Here is a 19,071-nt window from a genome sequence, read left to right on the forward strand (position 1 = left end):
TTCCACCGCATTAATTTGTGCTTCCAATCGTTAAGTTAACGATTCCAGCACCTCAACGATATCGGGCTTGGCTAGGTAAATCGAACGACCAAAATTCACTTTTGGAGGCGCTTTTGTAACGAAACGCAACAAAAAGGGGGTCAAAAGTGATTTTTGAAGCCGTTTTTTGCAATTTCAGCTAGTTTTGATATCATTTTGCATCTTTAACCCCGGAAGGGGTGTTAGTTCCTCCTTTTGATAACCTTCTATATTTATTCAGTTAACTAGGTTTACTAGAGGAAACTCAGTAAAAAGCCACATATTTGAATTGGGAGAAACCCTAATTCAGCTGCCCACCAGGGATCCTTTTTAAAAAAGGCATTGTTGGAGACAGCTATCGACATTCTTTTCAGGTATTTGAAGCGGAAAGTTCAGTCATGGTGGGTATTGAGGCGAGTTTTAACTAATCGTTTGTGTAGTGTTGAAATGATGGAGAATTTATCACATGAAGGTGGTTCATAAGAAACCTGGTGCATTTTGTGGAAATGTGGGGTATTTCCTGGTGAATATTCTTGCGGTTCTCGACAATCTTCGTTCTAGGTTTGCAGGGAGAATTGTTATACACCGATACTTATAGCTGTTTTAACCAAACGTTTGATTAGTATAGCCTATATGGAATTTAGTCGAATTTAACCTATCAGGAATGTAGAAGTAGGTCGAAAGTTGGAAATAGTTGTTTCAAATAATAGTAGCTTGAATTATACTAATAATATAATTTACATAATTTAGTCGGTGTAACTATTACTTGCAACCGCTATGGAGGACAGATGATGAAAAGAAAGGGTTTTGGTTTATTTTTAGTAGTTTTTTATGTCTTATTTACTAGCTTAGGGGGGATTCATGCTGCTGCAGACACTACTGGTGGGATTAACTATATCAAGGTTGCAAAAGCGAATATCCTAAGTCCAAATCTCCAGACAGTTACTGTTAGTTTGGTAGATAACGCTCTGGTAAAAGATATACAAGTCAATTATCTTAGGCCGGATGGTTATCAATCACAGAAATCCCTGTATATGAATAATGAAGGCGTGTTTGAAGGATATGTAGAACCTTATGTTTCTACCGAAGGAAATTGGACAGCAACTTCATTATTGGTTAATTATCGGGACGGGTCATTTAAGGTGTTGGAGGATAATGATTTTGGCGGAAGCTATGAATTGAATGGAGGCAATTTCAAAGTATTTTTTTCTGATACAAAAAGTCCTGTTTTTAACAAAGTTATCATCGATAAGACCAAAATAGGAACAGGTGGAACGGTTACTGTGACTGTAGGTGCGGAAGATGATCTGAGTGGAATTAAGAATATTTCGCTTGAATATATGCTCCCTAATAATAGTTATATGAGTTTTACTGCCTATAGTATTGGACTCAACCAATACCAATATACTGTTCCTTCCTCCTTAACATCGGGAAGTTACGGGGTTGGGAAGTTTGAACTAGTGTCCCTCACCCTCCAAGATTATAAAAATAACTCCACATCAATCTATGATTACAGCTACAATCGAACGGGAGCATTAGATGGAGGGGATTTTACAACTATTACGGATACAACTGGTCCAGTTTTGAATAATGTATCCGTGGATAAAACCAAGTTAGAACCGGGTGGAACGGTTACTGTTACGGTAAATGCGGAAGATGATCTGAACGATATTAAGAATATTTCGCTCGAATATCTCCTTCCCAATAATAATTACATAAGTTTTACGGCACAATTGACTGGCAAAAACAAATATCAATATACGGTTCCTTCCTCTTTCACATCGGGTAGTTATGGGGTCGGCAAGTTTGAACTAGCTTCGCTCACCCTCCAGGATACTAAAAATAATTCCACAACGATTTATGATTATAGCTACTATCGTACCGGAGATTTGGATGGAGGAGATTTTATCACCTATACCGATACAACTGGTCCAGTAATCAACAAGTTTTCAGTAAACCAAACAAGAATACTGTCAGGAGGAACGGTTACTGTTACGGTAGATGCAGTGGACGACTTAAGCGGAATTAATAGTGTTTCACTTGAATATTTACAGCCAAATAATAGTTATATTACTTTTACGGCTCAAAGTATCGGAAACAATCAATACCAATATACGATTCCTTCCTCTTTTACATCCGGAAGTAACGGGCTCGGCAAGTTTGAACTGGTATCCCTCAGCCTCGCTGATAATAAAAATAATTACACATCCATCTATGATTATAGCTGGTATCGTACCGGAGACTTAGGTGAAGGGGACTTTACTGTTATTCCAGAGGCAAATGCACCTGAAGTAAAATGGATTTCGGTTGATAAGAAAGAAATTACAAACGGAGACAGTTTACGAGTAGCTGCCGAAGTGGAGGATGCTTCAGGAGTAGCGGAGGTTAAGGTTACTTACTTGAAACCTGATGGAAATAGCTATACTGCGATTTTAAGTCATTCGCATGATAACTTATATGAAGCGGAAATTCCTGGATATGCAACGACTAACGCAATCGGGAATTGGAACACGCAGTTTGTCTGGGTAAATGATATTTATGGGAATTCAACTTATGTATGGAGTAACTTTGCCTATTCGTGGGGTGAAGATCTATCAGGTGCAAATTTCAATGTGAAAGAAAAGGATATTTATCCGCCGAATCCTCCAAGTGTAGATAGTGTTGATGAAAATTCGACGGTGGTCTCTGGTAGTGCCGAAGCAGGATCTACCGTTTCAGCTTCCGTAAATGGAGTGGTCATCGGTTCGGCATCTGCCGATTGGAATGGATATTATCAAATGAGTATTCCTAAACAAGCGGCTAAAACGGAAATTCTGGTTACAGCTACTGATTTAAATGGAAATACAAGTTCAGCTACGAGTGTCGTTGTTAGAGATGTGACACCTCCTACAAAGGCAGATATTTATGCTGTGTATGATTACGACTATTATGCTACGGGTTACGCAGAACCTAGATCAACGGTGTATGTCTATAAAAATGGATATTACGTAGGGGAAGCTACTACAAATGTTTATGGAGCCTTTAGTGTTCCTGTTTATTATCAATCTGCTGGCACTAAGTTGAGTATTTACGTTGCAGATGAGAGCGGAAATACATCTGAGCCAACAGTTGTAACCGTTCTGGATGGAACTGCCCCTGCGAAGCCTGAAGTTTCGACTGTAACAGATCAGTCGAATCGTGTGACTGGTAAGGCGGAGGCTGGATCAGTTGTAAAAGTGACCAAAAATGGAGTATCGATTGGTACTGGGACAACGAACCTAAATGGAGAATTTGCCATTGTTATACCTGTTCAGCCAGTCGGGACTGAGCTATCGATTACTGCAACAGATAAAGCAGGCAATGTAAGTGAAGCAATTAATATTGTCGTTAAAGACGCAACCGCTCCGGCAAAACCTGAAGTAAATGCTGTAACGGATAAAGATCCTGCCGTTAGTGGAAAAGCAGAGGCTGGGTCAAAAGTGGAAGTGAAGGTAAATGATTCTGTAGTAGGAACAGGAACAGCGGGAGAAGATGGCAAGTTTACAGTGACCATTCCAACCCAGAAAGCTGGTACAGAATTAGTGATTATCTCAATCGATCAAGCTGGAAATGTAAGCGACACAGTTAAAGTAGTGGTTAAAGATACTACAGCACCGGCAAAACCTGTGGTAAATGTAGTAACGGATCAAGATACTTCAGTTACTGGATCTGCAGAGACTGGGTCAAAAGTAGATGTGAAGATAAATGAAGCTGTAGTAAGTACAGGCGTAACGGGAGAAGATGGGAAATTTACAGTGACCATTCCTGTTCAGAAAGCAGGGACTGAATTAGTCATTATAGCCACAGATGAAGATGGAAATATAAGTGATGCAGCTAAGGTTGTAGTAATAGACGCAACAGCCCCGGCAAAACCTGTCGTCAATGAAGTAACCGATAAAAATACTTCGGTTACTGGAGAAGCAGAGCCAGAATCTAAAATTGAAGTTAAAATAAGTGGTTCAGTAGTTGAGTCGGGAACAGTGGGAGAAGACGGCAAGTTTGCTTTGACCATCCCAGCCCAAAAAGCAGGGACAGAATTAGTTATTACCGCAACCGATCAAGCAGGAAATAAAAGTGAAGCAGCTAAAATAGTATTTCAAGACGCAACAGCCCCGGCAAAACCTGCGGTCAATGAAGTAACAGATAAAGATACTAAAGTTACAGGGGAAGCAGAACCAGGATCGAAAGTTGAATTGAGAGTAAAAGGTTTGGTAGTAGAGTCGGGAACAGTGGGAGAAGACGGCAGGTTTATTTTGACTGTTCCAGTTCAAGTAGCCGGAACAGAACTGATAATTATCGCTACAGATAATGCAGGAAACGTAAGTGAGTCAACCGCAGTCGTAGTAAAAGACGTAACTGTACCAGAAAAACCAGTAGTAAACGAGGTAACCGACAAAGAAACTACTGTAACAGGTAAAGCAGAAGCTGGTTCCAAAGTTGAAGTGAAAGTTAATGAATCTGTGATTGGTACTGGAACTGCTGGAGAAGATGGTCAATATAAAGTGAACATTCCCGTACAAAAGGCAGGCACAGAATTAGTCATTATTGCAACGGATAAGGCTGGCAATGTAAGTGAAACAACCACAGTAGTGGTAAGAGATGTAACCGCCCCGGAAAAGCCTGTAGTAAATGAAGTAACCGACAAAGATACTTCTGTTATTGGACAAGCGGAAGCTGGATCAAAAGTAGAAGTGAAGGTAAATGGTTCGGTGATTGGTACTGGAATTACCGGAGAAGATGGTCAATATAAAGTGACCATTTCCGCGCAAAAGGCAGGGACCGAATTAGTCATTATTGCTACGGATAAGGTTGGGAATGTAAGTGAAACAACTACAATAGTAGTAAAAGACGTAACAGCCCCAGAAAAGCCTGTAGTAAATGAAGTAACTGATAAGGATACGACAGTTACAGGACAAGCAGAAGCTGGATCAAAAGTAGAAGTGAAAGTAAATGGCTCCGTGATTGGTACAGGAACTGCCGGAGAAGATGGTCAATATAAAGTGACCATTTCCGCGCAAAAAGCAGGGACTGAATTAGTCATTGTTGCAACGGATAAAGCTGGCAATGTAAGTGAAACAACCACAGTAGTGGTAAGAGACGTAACAGCGCCAGAAAAGGCTGTAGTAAATGAAGTAACCGACAAAGATACTTCAGTCACCGGTCAAGCGGAGGCTGGATCAAAAGTAGAAGTGAAAGTAAATGAATCGGTGATTGGTACGGGTACAGCCGGAAAAGATGGTCAATATAAAGTGACCATTTCCGCGCAAAAAGCAGGGACTGAATTAGTCATTGTTGCTACGGATAAGGCTGGGAATGTAAGTGAGACAACCACAATAGTGGTAAGAGACGTAACATCCCCAGAAAAGCCTGAAGTTAATGAAGTAACCGACAAGGATGCTACAGTTACAGGCCAAGCGGAGGCTGGATCAAAAGTAGAAGTGAAAGTAAATGAATCGGTGATTGGTACGGGTACAGCCGGAGAAGATGGTCAATATAAAGTGACCATTTCCGCGCAAAAAGCAGGGACTGAATTAGTCATTGTTGCAACGGATAAAGCTGGCAATGTAAGTGAAACAACCACAGTAGTGGTAAGAGACGTAACAGCGCCAGAAAAGGCTGTAGTAAATGAAGTAACCGACAAAGATACTTCAGTCACCGGTCAAGCGGAGGCTGGATCAAAAGTAGAAGTGAAAGTAAATGAATCGGTGATTGGTACGGGTACAGCCGGAAAAGATGGTCAATATAAAGTGACCATTTCCGCGCAAAAAGCAGGGACTGAATTAGTCATTGTTGCTACGGATAAGGCTGGGAATGTAAGTGAGACAACCACAATAGTGGTAAGAGACGTAACATCCCCAGAAAAGCCTGAAGTTAATGAAGTAACCGACAAGGATGCTACAGTTACAGGCCAAGCGGAGGCTGGATCAAAAGTAGAAGTGAAAGTAAATGAATCGGTGATTGGTACGGGTACAGCCGGAGAAGATGGTCAATATAAAGTGACCATTTCCGCGCAAAAAGCAGGGACTGAATTAGTCATTGTTGCAACGGATAAAGCTGGCAATGTAAGTGAAACAACCACAGTAGTGGTAAGAGACGTAACAGCGCCAGAAAAGGCTGTAGTAAATGAAGTAACCGACAAAGATACTTCAGTCACCGGTCAAGCGGAGGCTGGATCAAAAGTAGAAGTGAAAGTAAATGAATCGGTGATTGGTACGGGTACAGCCGGAAAAGATGGTCAATATAAAGTGACCATTTCCGCGCAAAAAGCAGGGACTGAATTAGTCATTGTTGCTACGGATAAGGCTGGGAATGTAAGTGAGACAACCACAATAGTGGTAAGAGACGTAACATCCCCAGAAAAGCCTGAAGTTAATGAAGTAACCGACAAGGATGCTACAGTTACAGGCCAAGCGGAGGCTGGATCAAAAGTAGAAGTGAAAGTAAATGAATCGGTGATTGGTACGGGTACAGCCGGAGAAGATGGTCAATATAAAGTGACCATTTCCGCGCAAAAAGCAGGGACTGAATTAGTCATTGTTGCAACGGATAAAGCTGGCAATGTAGGTGAAACAACCACAGTAGTGGTAAGAGACGTAACAGCGCCAGAAAAGGCTGTAGTAAATGAAGTAACCGACAAAGATACTTCAGTCACCGGTCAAGCAGAGGCTGGATCAAAAGTAGAAGTGAAAGTAAATGATTCGGTGATTGGTACGGGTACAGCCGGAGAAGATGGTCAATATAAAGTGACCATTTCCGCGCAAAAGGCAGGGACTGAATTAGTCATTGTTGCAACGGATAAGGCTGGCAATGTAAGTGAAACAACCACAGTAGTGGTAAGAGACGTAACAGCTCCAGACAAGCCTGCAGTAAATGAAGTAACTGATAAGGATACTTCAGTTATAGGACAAGCGGAAGCTGGATCAAAAGTAGAAGTGAAAGTAAATGGCACAGTGATTGGTACTGGAACTGCCGGAGAAGATGGTCAATATAAAGTGACCATTACCGCTCAAAAGGCGGGAACCGAATTAGTCATTGTTGCAACGGATAAAGCTGGCAATGTAGGTGAAACAACCACAGTAGTGGTAAGAGACGTAACAGCGCCAGAAAAGGCTGTAGTAAATGAAGTAACCGACAAAGATACTTCAGTCACCGGTCAAGCAGAGGCTGGATCAAAAGTAGAAGTGAAAGTAAATGATTCGGTGATTGGTACGGGTACAGCCGGAGAAGATGGTCAATATAAAGTGACCATTTCCGCGCAAAAGGCAGGGACTGAATTAGTCATTGTTGCAACGGATAAAGCTGGCAATGTAAGTGAAACAACCACAGTAGTGGTAAGAGACGTAACAGCGCCAGAAAAGGCTGTAGTAAATGAAGTAACCGACAAGGATGCTACAGTTACAGGCCAAGCGGAAGCTGGATCAAAAGTAGAAGTGAAAGTAAATGGTTCGGTGATTGGTACAGGAACGTCCGGAGAAGATGGCCAATATAAGGTGACTATTCCTGCGCAAAAAGCGGGTACTAAATTAGTCGTAATTGCTATTGATAAAGCTGGTAATGTAAGTGAAGAAACTGCAATAGTTGTGAAAGATGCAACCACCCCTGCGAAACCAGTAGTAAGTCAAGTTAGCGATAGAGATACAACTATAACAGGTGTAGCGGAAGCAGGATCCAAAATCGAAGTGAAGGTAAATGGTTCAGTAATCGGTACAGGGACAGCAGGACAAGATGGCAAATATAAAGTCACGATTCGAGTTCAAAAAGCTGGAACCGTATTAGTAATCACTGCAACAGATGCTGCTGGAAATCAAAGTGAAGGAGCCACAATAAAGGTTATAGACAAAACCGCTCCAACAGTTTTAACAGTAAATACGGTTTCAGACAAGTCAAAGGAAGTAGCCGGAAAGACTGAGGTGGGAGCGACTGTATCGATCTTAATTGGCACAAAGATTTATACAGCTAAAGCTGATACAAATGGGAACTTCAAAGTGATCATTCCAGCACAAAAGGCAGGTACAAAGTTAATTGTAACTGCCAAGGATGCTGCGGGTAATGTGAGTACTGCAAAAAGTATCACAGTTATTGATAAAACGCCACCGGTTGCTCCAACCGTTTCCACTGTCTCGGACCAAGCAAAAGTGGTAACTGGTAAAGCAGAAGCAGGAGCGATTGTTACTGTTACAATTGGAACGAAAAAGTACATCGCCAAAGCGGATTCAAAGGGTAACTATAAGGTAACAATTCCTGTCCAAAAAGTAGATACAAAGGTAATTGTGACAGCAAAAGATGCTGCAGGAAATGTAAGTGTTGCTAAGAGTGTGATTGTCATAGACAAAACCGCTCCATTAGCACCGAAAATCAAAACTGCAGTGAAAAGCACAACAAAAGAAGTGACTGGAACTGCCGAAGTATACTCTACCATTACGATTAAAGTAGGTAAAATAGTTATTGGTACAGCTAAAACAGATTCCAAAGGGAACTTCAAAGTGAAAATCAAAGCTCAAAAGAAAAACACGGTTTTAAGCGTGACAGCAACTGATAAGGCAAAGAATGTTAGTAAGGCAGCGATAGTTAAAGTGAAATAAAACAATAAAAAGGAAATCACCTTCACAAATAGTGGAGGTGATTTCCTTTTTATTTATCCCTTCTTGGTTAAGAAGAGCAGTCCTAAAACAGCACTATGCAGAACAGATTACAAGGACAAATCTCTATTTAAATAGTAAAACATTTTTTAAAAAGACAGCTCTAACATTCAAAAAATGAATTCGAGTCGTCTTTTTTGTACTGATATATAATTTATACTGAACTTTTTTAGGAAAAAGAGGATATATGCTAGTAAAAGATATATTATTAATCTAAGACACTATTAGAAAGGGATTTATATGAGAAAATTATTCAGCATTTTGATTGCAACTATTGTCTTTCTTGGGATTGTTCCTAGTTATAAAGGTGCAGAAGCGTTTGCTACAGAGCCACAGATTCAGGTAAAGTTAGTCAATTTTTTAGGTAATCAGTCAAGTATTTCATTAAAAATAGTGGGAAGCTACTATTTAAATGGAAATTCTTCGAATCCACTAATTCCTAATAAAAGCTATAAGGTAAAGGTAGAGAATGGCACTCTTGGCTTATATGATGGAAATACGAGATTGGCCTCGGGGACGGATGTATCGATTACGCCGGTTAAAGGAAAAGACCATGCCATCATTAACAATCGTGAATATGCCGGAAGTTTTCGTTTTACGGTAGAAGAAAATCAATATGTTAGACCTATTAACACCATTAATCTCGAAGATTATGTTAAGGGAGTGGTTCCATTTGAAGTATATGAAGATTGGCCGATGGAAGCTCTAAAGGCTCAAGCTGTTGCGGCACGAACCTATGCCTATAAGCGTTTGAACACAACGATCGATGATACGACTTCCAAACAGGTATATGGAGGCGTTACAAGCGAATCACCTAATTCATCGATTGCGGTTGAAACGACAGCTGGTGAACTATTGACCTACGATGGCAAAATCATTGATGCTGTCTTCTCATCTTCAAACGGTGGAAAAACGGAAAACAAGTTTAATAGCGAGATCAGTATCAACAGCAGTCCTTTATCGTATTTTAAGGTTCAAACCGATGAGTATGATACGACCATCACCTGGAATGCTACATTACATAAACAGCAAATCAATTACACTTCATTGGATCTAAAAAATCCTGATAGCTGGTGGGATTCAACTAATGAATTAGATGCTGACTTTTCCAAAAATATTAAAGGGTGGATGATGAATCATCTCCCGGGGTATAGCAATAAACAAATTAAAATTGTTTCAGTACCTAAAGTCACCTTTTTCGAACCTACCGAAAGTGGTCGATTTTCATACGGTGAAATATCGCTCGATTTTTTTATAAAGGATGAAATTAATACAAATGGGGAGCTTGAACTTCAAACCGTAAGTACTGGAAAAAACCTTGCAAATATTCTCCGTCCAATCATCAGCTCAAAAATGAAAAGTAATTTGTTTACTATCGATGAGACCACGGATGCTTATTCGTTTTCAGGATCAGGGTATGGCCATGGAGTTGGCTTAAGCCAATATGGTGCATATTATCGAGGCCTTGCAGGAATTTTATACAAGGACATATTGTCCTTTTACTACCCAGGAACTGTCTTATCCAAGCACTACGCATCCACACCGATTGTAAACGAGATAACAGACAAGGATACTACTGTGACAGGTAAAGCGGAAGCGGGGTCAATAGTAGAAGTAAAAGTAAATGGATCCATCATTGGATCAGAAAAAGCCGGTACAGATGGAAAATTCACAGTGGTCATTCCCGCTCAAGTAGCAGGAACGGAATTGGCCATCACTACAACTGACACTGCAGGAAATGTAAGTAAAATCACCGTAGTAGTGGTGAAAGATGCAACGGCTCCTTCGAAACCTGTAGTGAATGAAGTCACAGATAAAGATACTTCTGTGACAGGCAAAGCAGAAGCGGGTTCTAAAGTAGAAGTGAAGGTAAATAGTTCCATAATTGGTGCACAAACAGTTGGTGAAGATGGTCAATATAGAGTGACCATTCCAGTACAAAAGGCAGGTACTGAACTAGCAGTTATTTCAACTGATAAGGCTGGAAATGTAAGTGAAATTAACACAGTACTAGTAAAAGACATAACCGCACCAGAAATGCCAGTAGTAAATGAGGTAACTGACAAGGATACAACTGTAACAGGTGAGGCAGAAGCCGGTTCTAAAGCTGAAATTACAGTAAATGGTTCGGTAGTCGGTAGCGGGACGGCTGGTGAGGATGGCCAATATAAAGTTACTATTCCATCACAAAAAGCAGGCACAGAAATAGCCGTTGCAGCTACAGATAAGGCTGGAAATGTAAGTGAAACAACCAAAGTAATGGTAAGAGACGTAACCGCTCCAGACAAGCCTGCCGTAAATGAAGTAACTGATAAAGATACTACAGTTACAGGACAAGCGGAAGCTGGATCGAAAGTAGAAGTGAGTGCAAGTGGTTCAGTGATTGGGACTGAAATTGCTGAAGGAGATGGTAACTTTGAAGTGACTATTTCCTCGCAAAAAGCAGGGACTGAACTAGTCATTGTTTCAATGGATAAAGCTGGAAATGTAAGTGAAACCACCAAAGTAATGGTAAGAGACGTAACCGCTCCAGACAAGCCTGCTGTAAATGAAGTAACTGATAAAGATACTACAGTTACAGGACAAGCGGAAGCTGGAGCTAAAGTAGAAGTTAAAGCAAATGGTTTGGTGATTAGTACTGGAACTGCTGGAGATGATGGCCACTATGAAGTGACAATTCCAGTACAACAAGCAGGCATTGAACTAGTTATTATTTCTACTGATAAAGCTGGTAATGTAAGTGAAGAAACTGCAGTATTGGTGAAAGATGCAACCGCCCCTGCGAAACCAGTAGTAAGTACAGTAAGCGATAGAGATACAACTCTATCAGGTGTAGTAGAAGCGGGATCCAAGATCGAAGTGAAGGTAAATGGTTCAGTAATCGGTACAGAGACAGCAGGACAAGATGGCAAATATAAAGTCGCGATTCGAGTTCAAAAAGCTGGAACGGTATTAGTAATCACTGCAACAGATACTGCTGGAAATCAAAGTGAAGGAACCACCATAAAGGTTATCGACAAAACAGCACCAACAGTCCTAACAGTAAATACGGTTTCAGACAAGTCAAAAGAAGTGACCGGCAAGACTGAGGCAGTAGCGACTGTATCGATCTTAATCGGCACAAAGATTTATACAGTTAAAGCTCATACAGATGGGAACTTCAAAGTGATTATTCCGGCACAAAAAGCAGGCACAAAGTTAATTGTAACTGCCAAGGATGCAGCGGGTAATGTGAGCGTCGTAAAAAGTATCACAGTTATTGATAAAACATCACCGGTTGCTCCAATCGTTTCCACTGTTTCAGACCTAGCAAAAGTGGTAACTGGTAAAGCAGAAGCAGGAGCGATTGTTACTGTTACAACTGGAACGAAAAAGTACATCATCAAAGCGGATGCTAAGGGTAACTATAAGGTAACGATTTCTGTCCAAAAAGCAGGTACAAAGGTAATTGTGACAGCGAAAGATGCAGCAGGGAATGTAAGTGTAGCTAAGAGTGTGATTGTCATTGACAAAACCGCCCCATTGGCTCCAAAAATCAAAACTGCTGTGAAAAGCACAACAAAAGAAGTGACTGGAACTGCGGAAGCTTACTCTACCATAACGATTAAAGTCGGTAAAAAAGTCATTGGTACAGTCAAAGCAGACTCCAAAGGGAATTTCAAAGTGAAAATCAAAGCTCAAAAGACGAAAACAGTTTTAAGCGTTACAGCAACTGATAAGGCAAAGAATGTTAGTAAAGCCGCGACAGTTAAAGTTAAATAATATTTTAAAAGGAAATCCTCTTCAGTTATTGTGAAGGGGATTTTTACATTGAAAATTAAAACCCGGATACTAGAATGTTAATTTTGGCAAAAAACCTCATTTAGTCGCTAACTTTGGTTCCTTTTTAATTGAGTTATTTTTGAAGACATCCCTCGACGTTTTTTTCGGGCATTTGCAGAGAGAAAGTCAGGAATGGAGGGAGATGAGGCTGCTTTTAATCAAACGTTTGGGTAGTTTCGAAAAGGCAGAGTTTTAATAGAAATATGGAAGTTTAAGAGAAACCCATCTTTTTTGTAGAAAGGTGGGTTATTTCCTGCGGAATTTATATACGCGTATTGACAATTTTCTTGCCATGCATGCATGGGAAAAGCTTATAAATAAATAGCCGCGCATGTTTTAACCAATCGTTTGAATAGTATAGCCTAAATTGAAATTGGTCGAATTCACCTATCTATCATATAGAAATATGATGTGAATTAGCTGTTCCAGTTAGTATTAGCTTGTGATAAAGAGGAATTATTTTAATAATACAAAAGTATTTATAACTATTTTTATAAGGAGTATCGAATCATTCAAAAAAAAGCACCTTTGTAGAATGAACTGTGACCCATAAAGTGGACAGTTTAAAAAAAGACCTTTTTATGCAGCTAGTAAATGACTCCGGTATTGGGCCGGAGCAATTTTAGCAGGGGTCATCCCTTTGAGGCAGCACAGAACGCTTTCCTTGAGATTAAGTCTGACCATCAGTATCTTAACCACTGCCTGTATGGGTCTATCTCATTCTTATTTAATTTGGTATGTACTTCGTTTTCTTTCTGGAATCGCCAGTGCCTTCGTGTTTGTTTTAGCCTCAAGCATCGTGTTAGATAAACTCGCTGCCAGAGACAAGACAAATTGGTCAGGCTTTTTCTACGGAGGGGTAGGGCTTGGAATCTTTTTGACCGGCATGATTATTCCGGGTTTAAACCAATCATTTAAGTGGGAAGGCGCTTGGATAGGATTGGCTGTCGTAAGTGTAATTTTTGCTTTCTTAGTATGGATCTGGCTCAAAGATGCCCCCCTCATTCGTGGGCGAAAGATTAAACAAGAAATTTCCACACAGGTACCTCCAGTCAAATGGCTCCCTTGGCTGATCGCAGCCTACGGCTTGGAAGGATTAGGTTACATCGTCACGGGTACGTTTATCGTATCCATTGCTGAAAAGACCTCAAGCTTTAGTAGCGATGCTACCTTAGTTTGGATGGTGGTAGGGTTGGCTGCTGTTCCATCATGTATCATCTGGTCATCCCTGGCTAAAAAATGGGGATACGTTAAGTCTTTAGTGTTTGCAATTACTATACAGTCCGTCGGTATTGCGATGCCTGTCCTCTGGATGTCCCAAACCGGAATTGTAATAAGTGCATTATTATTTGGAGCCACGTTTATGGGTATTACTACACTTACCACAACATTGGCATGCCAAATGATTCCATCCAATAGTAGTCAAATCATTGGCCATCTTACAGCTATCTATGCTGTTGGCCAAATGATTGGACCAACAATTGCGGGGATTTTATCATCATTCACCCGTGATTATAATGCTTCTTTGATAGGAGCAGCAAGTGTAGTATTAGTTGGCGCATGCTTGCTTTTAAAAGGAATTCAATTTGAGAAGAAGCCCAATATAGAAAATGCACCCATGAATTACAAAAAAGAAGTTCTTTAAATATTATTGTTCTTCAACAAACGGGGCGCAATTCTGTAGCAAGAATTGTGCTCGTTCTTTATGTATTGGGCTATATTGTGGTAAAAGAGATTGTAGTTGTTTTAATTAAATATTCTTATTGAACTGATAGGCAGATTTTTAAGATCAACTTCAGTGATGCATATTATCCTCCCTAACCCCAAAATTCTGAACCTCAACGGATTGATTTGATTTCTCCCTATGCGGAATCTAACTTCATTCTCCTCTAGACTTATTAGCTGCTCGTATTCCAGATTCAACGGCTATCAATTCCACCTTTCTGAGTGGTAATGTCAGTATGTCCAAGTTTAATAGATTTTTGTCCTTCCATGCATAATTCTACTTTCTAGTTGAATAGGATGGCAGTAAGCCATATTACGGTCTAATTAGAAGTGTAGAGGAGAAAAATATGTTAAATTACGTATTTCCTAAGCTATCCTCCGATCAAATGATTTCAATCATCAGAAATGGACTTGAAAAAACCACAACACCTAAGAAGATCATTATTATTGGCGCAGGTATGGCAGGACTGGTCTCGGCCTCTTTACTTAAGCAAGCTGGACACAATGTTACAATCCTTGAAGCTACTGATAGGGTGGGAGGGAGGATCTATACGTTAAGAGGCGATTTCAGGGATGGGCAATATCTTGAGGCTGGGGCAATGCGAATTCCTCATACTCATTTGTTGGCATTGGAATATATAAAAAAATTTAAACTTCCGGTTAATAGGTTTATCAATTCGACTCCTAATGACATTATCTATATTAAAGGAATCAAAACTCATTTTAAGGTGTATGAACAGAACCCTGATATTTTGCGCTTTCCCGTGTACCCACAAGAAAAAGGTAAAACCGCTAAGGAGTTGCTTCAATTAGCAATAAAACCGGTGACAGATTTTATTGAACAAAACCCAAAGAGAAATTGGCCTTGGGTCATAAAAGAATTGGATAAATACTCAATGGACACTTATTTGAGATATAACCCGTTTGGAGTCACATTATCTCCGGGTGCCATCGAAATGATTAAAGTAATTCTTACACTGGAAGGACTTATGGAGCTTTCTTTCTTGGAACTGTTACGTGAACTGTTAATCCTATTTACCCCTGATATCACCTTTTATGAAATCACGGGCGGTAACGATCAACTTCCTAAAGCATTTACGACTCAATTGAAAGATGATATATTTTACGGACAAAAAGTGAGGAAAATTGTGCAGCATGACAACCAAGTAACCATTCATTCTGTCCATAAAATCTTAGAGCCATTTCAAATCACCGGTGATCTTGCGATTGTGACCATTCCTTTTTCAGTGTTACAATTTGTGGAAATCGAACCGCGAAATTCTTTTTCTGAAAACAAATGGAAGGCAATTCGGGAACTTAATTATGCGGGCTCTACGAAGACCGGCATCCAGTTTAAAAACAGGTTCTGGGAAAGGCAAGGTTTGTATGGTGGGCAAACCGTTACGGATCTCCCTATTAAATATATTCAATACCCGAGTTATGACCTCGGTACACAAGGATCGGGTGTTATTTTAGGGAGTTATACATGGGAGGATGATGCTGTACCTTGGGACAGTTTGGAAAATGATGATCGCTTGGAATATGTATTAAAAAACTTGGCTGCCATTTATGGTAAACAGGTGTTTAGTGAGTTTCAAGCAGGAGTGAGCCACAGTTGGGTTCGATATCCGTATTCTGCTGGGGCATTTACGATGTTTAAACCCGAACAGGTAAAAGAATTATCTCCTTATATTTCTACTCCCGAAGGAAGAGTTCATTTTGCTGGCGAACATGCCTCAACTACTCATGTTTGGATCCAAGGTGCAATCGAGTCCGGAATACATGCTGCATTTGAAGTTAATGACTTACCAAGAACTTTAATTCAGGTTTAATCAGCAAAAAAGGTAAGGTTTATTCAACAATACTAGCAAATATAAAAATGTGTGTTTATTCAATTAAAGGGCGCGATTGTTGAATAAAACTTAGATTTTTAAACGACTTTATTACTAAAGCATCCAAAAATATTTAACAACTTTATTTTACCCCCATCCAAAACAGGATGAGGGTAAGCATGTTAGAACTATTAATCTTAAATAACTTATTGTAAGTTTGACATTTCCTTATTGCGGGTGGTGACAGCTTCGCTGGTACTACCCCTATTAGCGAAGGAGGTTTCAAAAGTATTTGCCCTTGCGCCATCGGAATCTATGTACTTAGAATTAAAAAAATCAATGATAGAAAATAATATTAATAACGTTAAAGTTTTTAGAGGATCTTTTCCAGAAACCCAACTGCCTAAATGTAATGTGGGATTGCTTGTAGGGTTGTACAAGATGTACGTGATATTGAACCATTCTCGCTAAAAATGGATTCTATAGCAAAAAGATCATGTTTTATATTGTTGTCATATAAATACCCATCAGATTTTATATTACCTTTTTGGAATAAATTCTATAAAGAACCTCGGTGTTTTTTACCAGGCGCATTGGAATGTTTAAATGTCTTATTACAATTAGAAATTCTTGCAAATTTGACCCCCATCCCCAAAAATTCATACCTTTACAAGATAGGGCTATAGGTAGTACAAGTCAAATCCTAAGAAGTGTAGTGAATGCCTCTACAATCTAAATGTACACGATCAAAAAATAAAATGAAGGTCGTGACTCAGCATGTGTAGGAAGACCATAAAAATAAGGTTCGTTTAAATCGAATTTCCCCATCTGGTCGAGTTAATTACAAATTCAGAAAAGAAAATAGAAGAAACTCGTCAAAAAAAGCCTTTGCTCAACGAAAGCAAAGGCTTTTATCAATTAAGGAGTTCCTTTTATTTTTCAACAAACGGGCCAGATTGTTGAACAAGGTATTAAAAATGAAAATGAATAGTTATTTTAAAATGAGGATTTGAGTTTAGTTAAAGATTAATCTACTTGAATAAATCTTACAATTTATAAAAATTGAATTTAACTATAATGACAACAAATTTCCTCATCTCGATCTATCTCTCTTACAACCGCATAATTATTCCCCCACTCACACATTGTGTTTAAAACTGGTACAAATGATTCACCTAACTCTGTTAAGCTGTACTCTACTTTTGGAGGTAATTCCTTAAATACTTCTCTTCGGACTATCCCATCTTTTTCTAACTGCTTTAATTGATCAGTCAAAACTTTTTGTGTAATTGCTGGGATTCTTTCATAAAATTCTTTTGTTCGCATTGATTTTTGGCTCAAGAAATAGAGGATTAGACATTTCCACTTTCCTCCTACTGTATTCATGAAAATATTAATTCCAGTATTTTGACTCCCCACCCTTTATTCCCCCTCGTATATAATGATTAAGCCTAAATAGGCACTAAAAAGTGGCTATGCCACATTAATGTGCGTTATTTTCTCTTAGTTTAGTGTCTATTATAATCGGTGTTGTAGCAAAAAAAAAATTTGGAGTGGATACCATGAGTGTAAAGGATATTTTGGAAAAAAGACGTTCCGTTAGGCATTATGATTCAAACTTTAAAGTCAGTTCAGAAACGGTAACATCCTTGATTGAAAGTGCTAGTAAGTCGCCTAACGGAAATAATATACAAGCAACGCGATACTTAGTCATAGACGATGCTCATCTGCGAGATTTGTTGTTACCGATAGCCTTTAATCAACAACAAGTGACAGAAGCATCCACATTAATTGTGATACTTGGGGATTACCATGCTTTTGAGAAAGAAAATATCATAAAGATTCATGAGGAAGGATTTCAGGCAGGTTTTTTTGATGCAAAACTAAGAGATTATTTGGCAGGTGCTGCTATAAATTATTATGCAAATAAATCAAAAGAAGATTTAAGCATCGAATTAACAAGAGATGCAAGCCTGGCCTCCATGTCATTAATTCTACTGGCTAATGAAGCTGGTCTTGAAACAATTACAATGTCAGGATATGATTCCCAACAGCTTAAGTCGGCATTGCATATTTCTGAGAGGTATTTGGACGTTATGCTTTTAGCAATTGGAAAAGGTATTAAGAGTGGTCACAAAACTGTCAGGCATGATGTGGAGAAAGTAATCTTTAATAATAAAATACAATAACAGCTTTAATTTAAATAAAAAAATAATAGTAATTTTATGTAGCTTAAAGTTGTATTTATTCAATGTACAGTTGAATGATCCGACTATCTAGTCACAGCAGCTGTTACTTATTCCACTAAAGGGCGCTCTTCTTGAATAAGAAAGAGTCCTAACAAAATTCTTGAATAAGTGAAGAATATATATGGTTAACGGGTAAAGGTTAAAATTAAAAATATGTCTCCGAGGAAACCTAAGTAAAAGTTAGGGTAACATCATTACCCTAACTGATTTTTAATTCGTAACTTTCATATCCCTTTCCTCAAAAATTCCCTTGGCGACAAAAATGGCATTAAGCACTCTAGGAAAACCTGTGTACGGAACGCCTGAGTTATCGCTTCGATTACTTCATTTGGCGTAAGTCCTACATTAAGTGCTGCATTGATATGAACATTAAGTTGTGGCTCGCAGCCACCCTGGGTAGTTAGAGAAGCTATTGTTACAAGCTGCCGTTGTTTTAAGTCAAGTCCTTCTCGAAAATAAATGTCTCCAAAAGCAAATTCAACCACATATTTACCAAGGTCAGGAGCAACGTCTTTTAATGATTTTATAACACGCTCTCCTCCTTCTCCATCTATTTCCATAAGTCTTTCCCATCCACGCTGATAACGTTCATTAGTCATTTGATTTACCTCCTAAAAAATTAATAAGGCTAGGTGGTTTCTTCGTTACTTCTAATAATGCTTGTGCCATTTTTCTCTCACCTTCTATATAGAAAAAAGTCGGCAAAAAGGACAGGGTAGGGAGAAGGGAATTTTAAAGTTTCTGAGGAGTTTCAAATGATTTGTGTTT

5 protein-coding genes and 2 pseudogenes are annotated in these 19,071 nt (G+C 39.2%); 5 read left to right on the forward strand and 2 right to left on the reverse strand.

Going from position 1 to position 19,071, the window contains the following annotated elements:
- Positions 1-806 precede the first annotated feature (806 nt).
- From QF028_RS29755 to QF028_RS29770, 4 genes and pseudogenes are all read left to right on the forward strand, one after another.
- Positions 807-8,618 carry an Ig-like domain-containing protein gene (locus QF028_RS29755; protein WP_429471130.1) on the forward strand — a complete coding sequence of 2,604 codons (7,812 nt, stop codon included), beginning with the start codon at positions 807-809 and terminating at the stop codon, positions 8,616-8,618.
- 297 nt (positions 8,619-8,915) lie between these two features.
- Positions 8,916-12,437, forward strand: coding sequence for an Ig-like domain-containing protein (locus QF028_RS29760; RefSeq protein WP_429471132.1), 3,522 nt, complete (start codon positions 8,916-8,918; stop codon positions 12,435-12,437).
- Positions 12,438-13,113: 676 nt separating this feature from the next.
- Positions 13,114-14,142 (forward strand): annotated as a pseudogene (locus QF028_RS29765) (YbfB/YjiJ family MFS transporter); the annotation flags it as partial.
- 427 nt (positions 14,143-14,569) lie between these two features.
- Entirely contained in the window at positions 14,570-16,054 is a 1,485-nt protein-coding gene (locus QF028_RS29770; protein ID WP_429471134.1) for a flavin monoamine oxidase family protein, read from the forward strand.
- A 1,068-nt stretch (positions 16,055-17,122) separates the two neighbouring features.
- Here QF028_RS29770 and QF028_RS29775 read toward each other — a convergent pair.
- Complete coding sequence (locus QF028_RS29775) at positions 17,123-17,473, reverse strand: winged helix-turn-helix transcriptional regulator (protein ID WP_308160803.1); 351 nt, start codon at positions 17,471-17,473, stop codon at positions 17,123-17,125.
- 143 nt (positions 17,474-17,616) lie between these two features.
- On the opposite strand from QF028_RS29775, the gene QF028_RS29780 reads away from it, so the two are divergent.
- Positions 17,617-18,243 (forward strand): nitroreductase family protein, encoded by a 627-nt coding sequence (locus QF028_RS29780; protein WP_410887091.1) that lies wholly within the window; start codon positions 17,617-17,619, stop codon positions 18,241-18,243.
- Between the two features lie 270 nt (positions 18,244-18,513).
- Here QF028_RS29780 and QF028_RS29785 read toward each other — a convergent pair.
- Positions 18,514-18,902, reverse strand: a pseudogene (locus QF028_RS29785) (carboxymuconolactone decarboxylase family protein).
- Positions 18,903-19,071 lie beyond the last annotated feature (169 nt).

It is taken from the genome of Neobacillus sp. B4I6 (genome assembly GCF_050434045.1).
Classification (GTDB): domain Bacteria; phylum Bacillota; class Bacilli; order Bacillales; family Cytobacillaceae; genus Neobacillus.

Bases quoted from the DNA above. Each gene is read 5' to 3' on its own strand.
- QF028_RS29755 (WP_429471130.1), top strand. From the start codon at position 807: ATGATGAAAAGAAAGGGTTTTGGTTTATTTTTAGTAGTTTTTTATGTC.
- QF028_RS29760 (WP_429471132.1), top strand. From the start codon at position 8,916: ATGAGAAAATTATTCAGCATTTTGATTGCAACTATTGTCTTTCTTGGG.
- QF028_RS29770 (WP_429471134.1), top strand. From the start codon at position 14,570: ATGTTAAATTACGTATTTCCTAAGCTATCCTCCGATCAAATGATTTCA.
- QF028_RS29780 (WP_410887091.1), top strand. From the start codon at position 17,617: ATGAGTGTAAAGGATATTTTGGAAAAAAGACGTTCCGTTAGGCATTAT.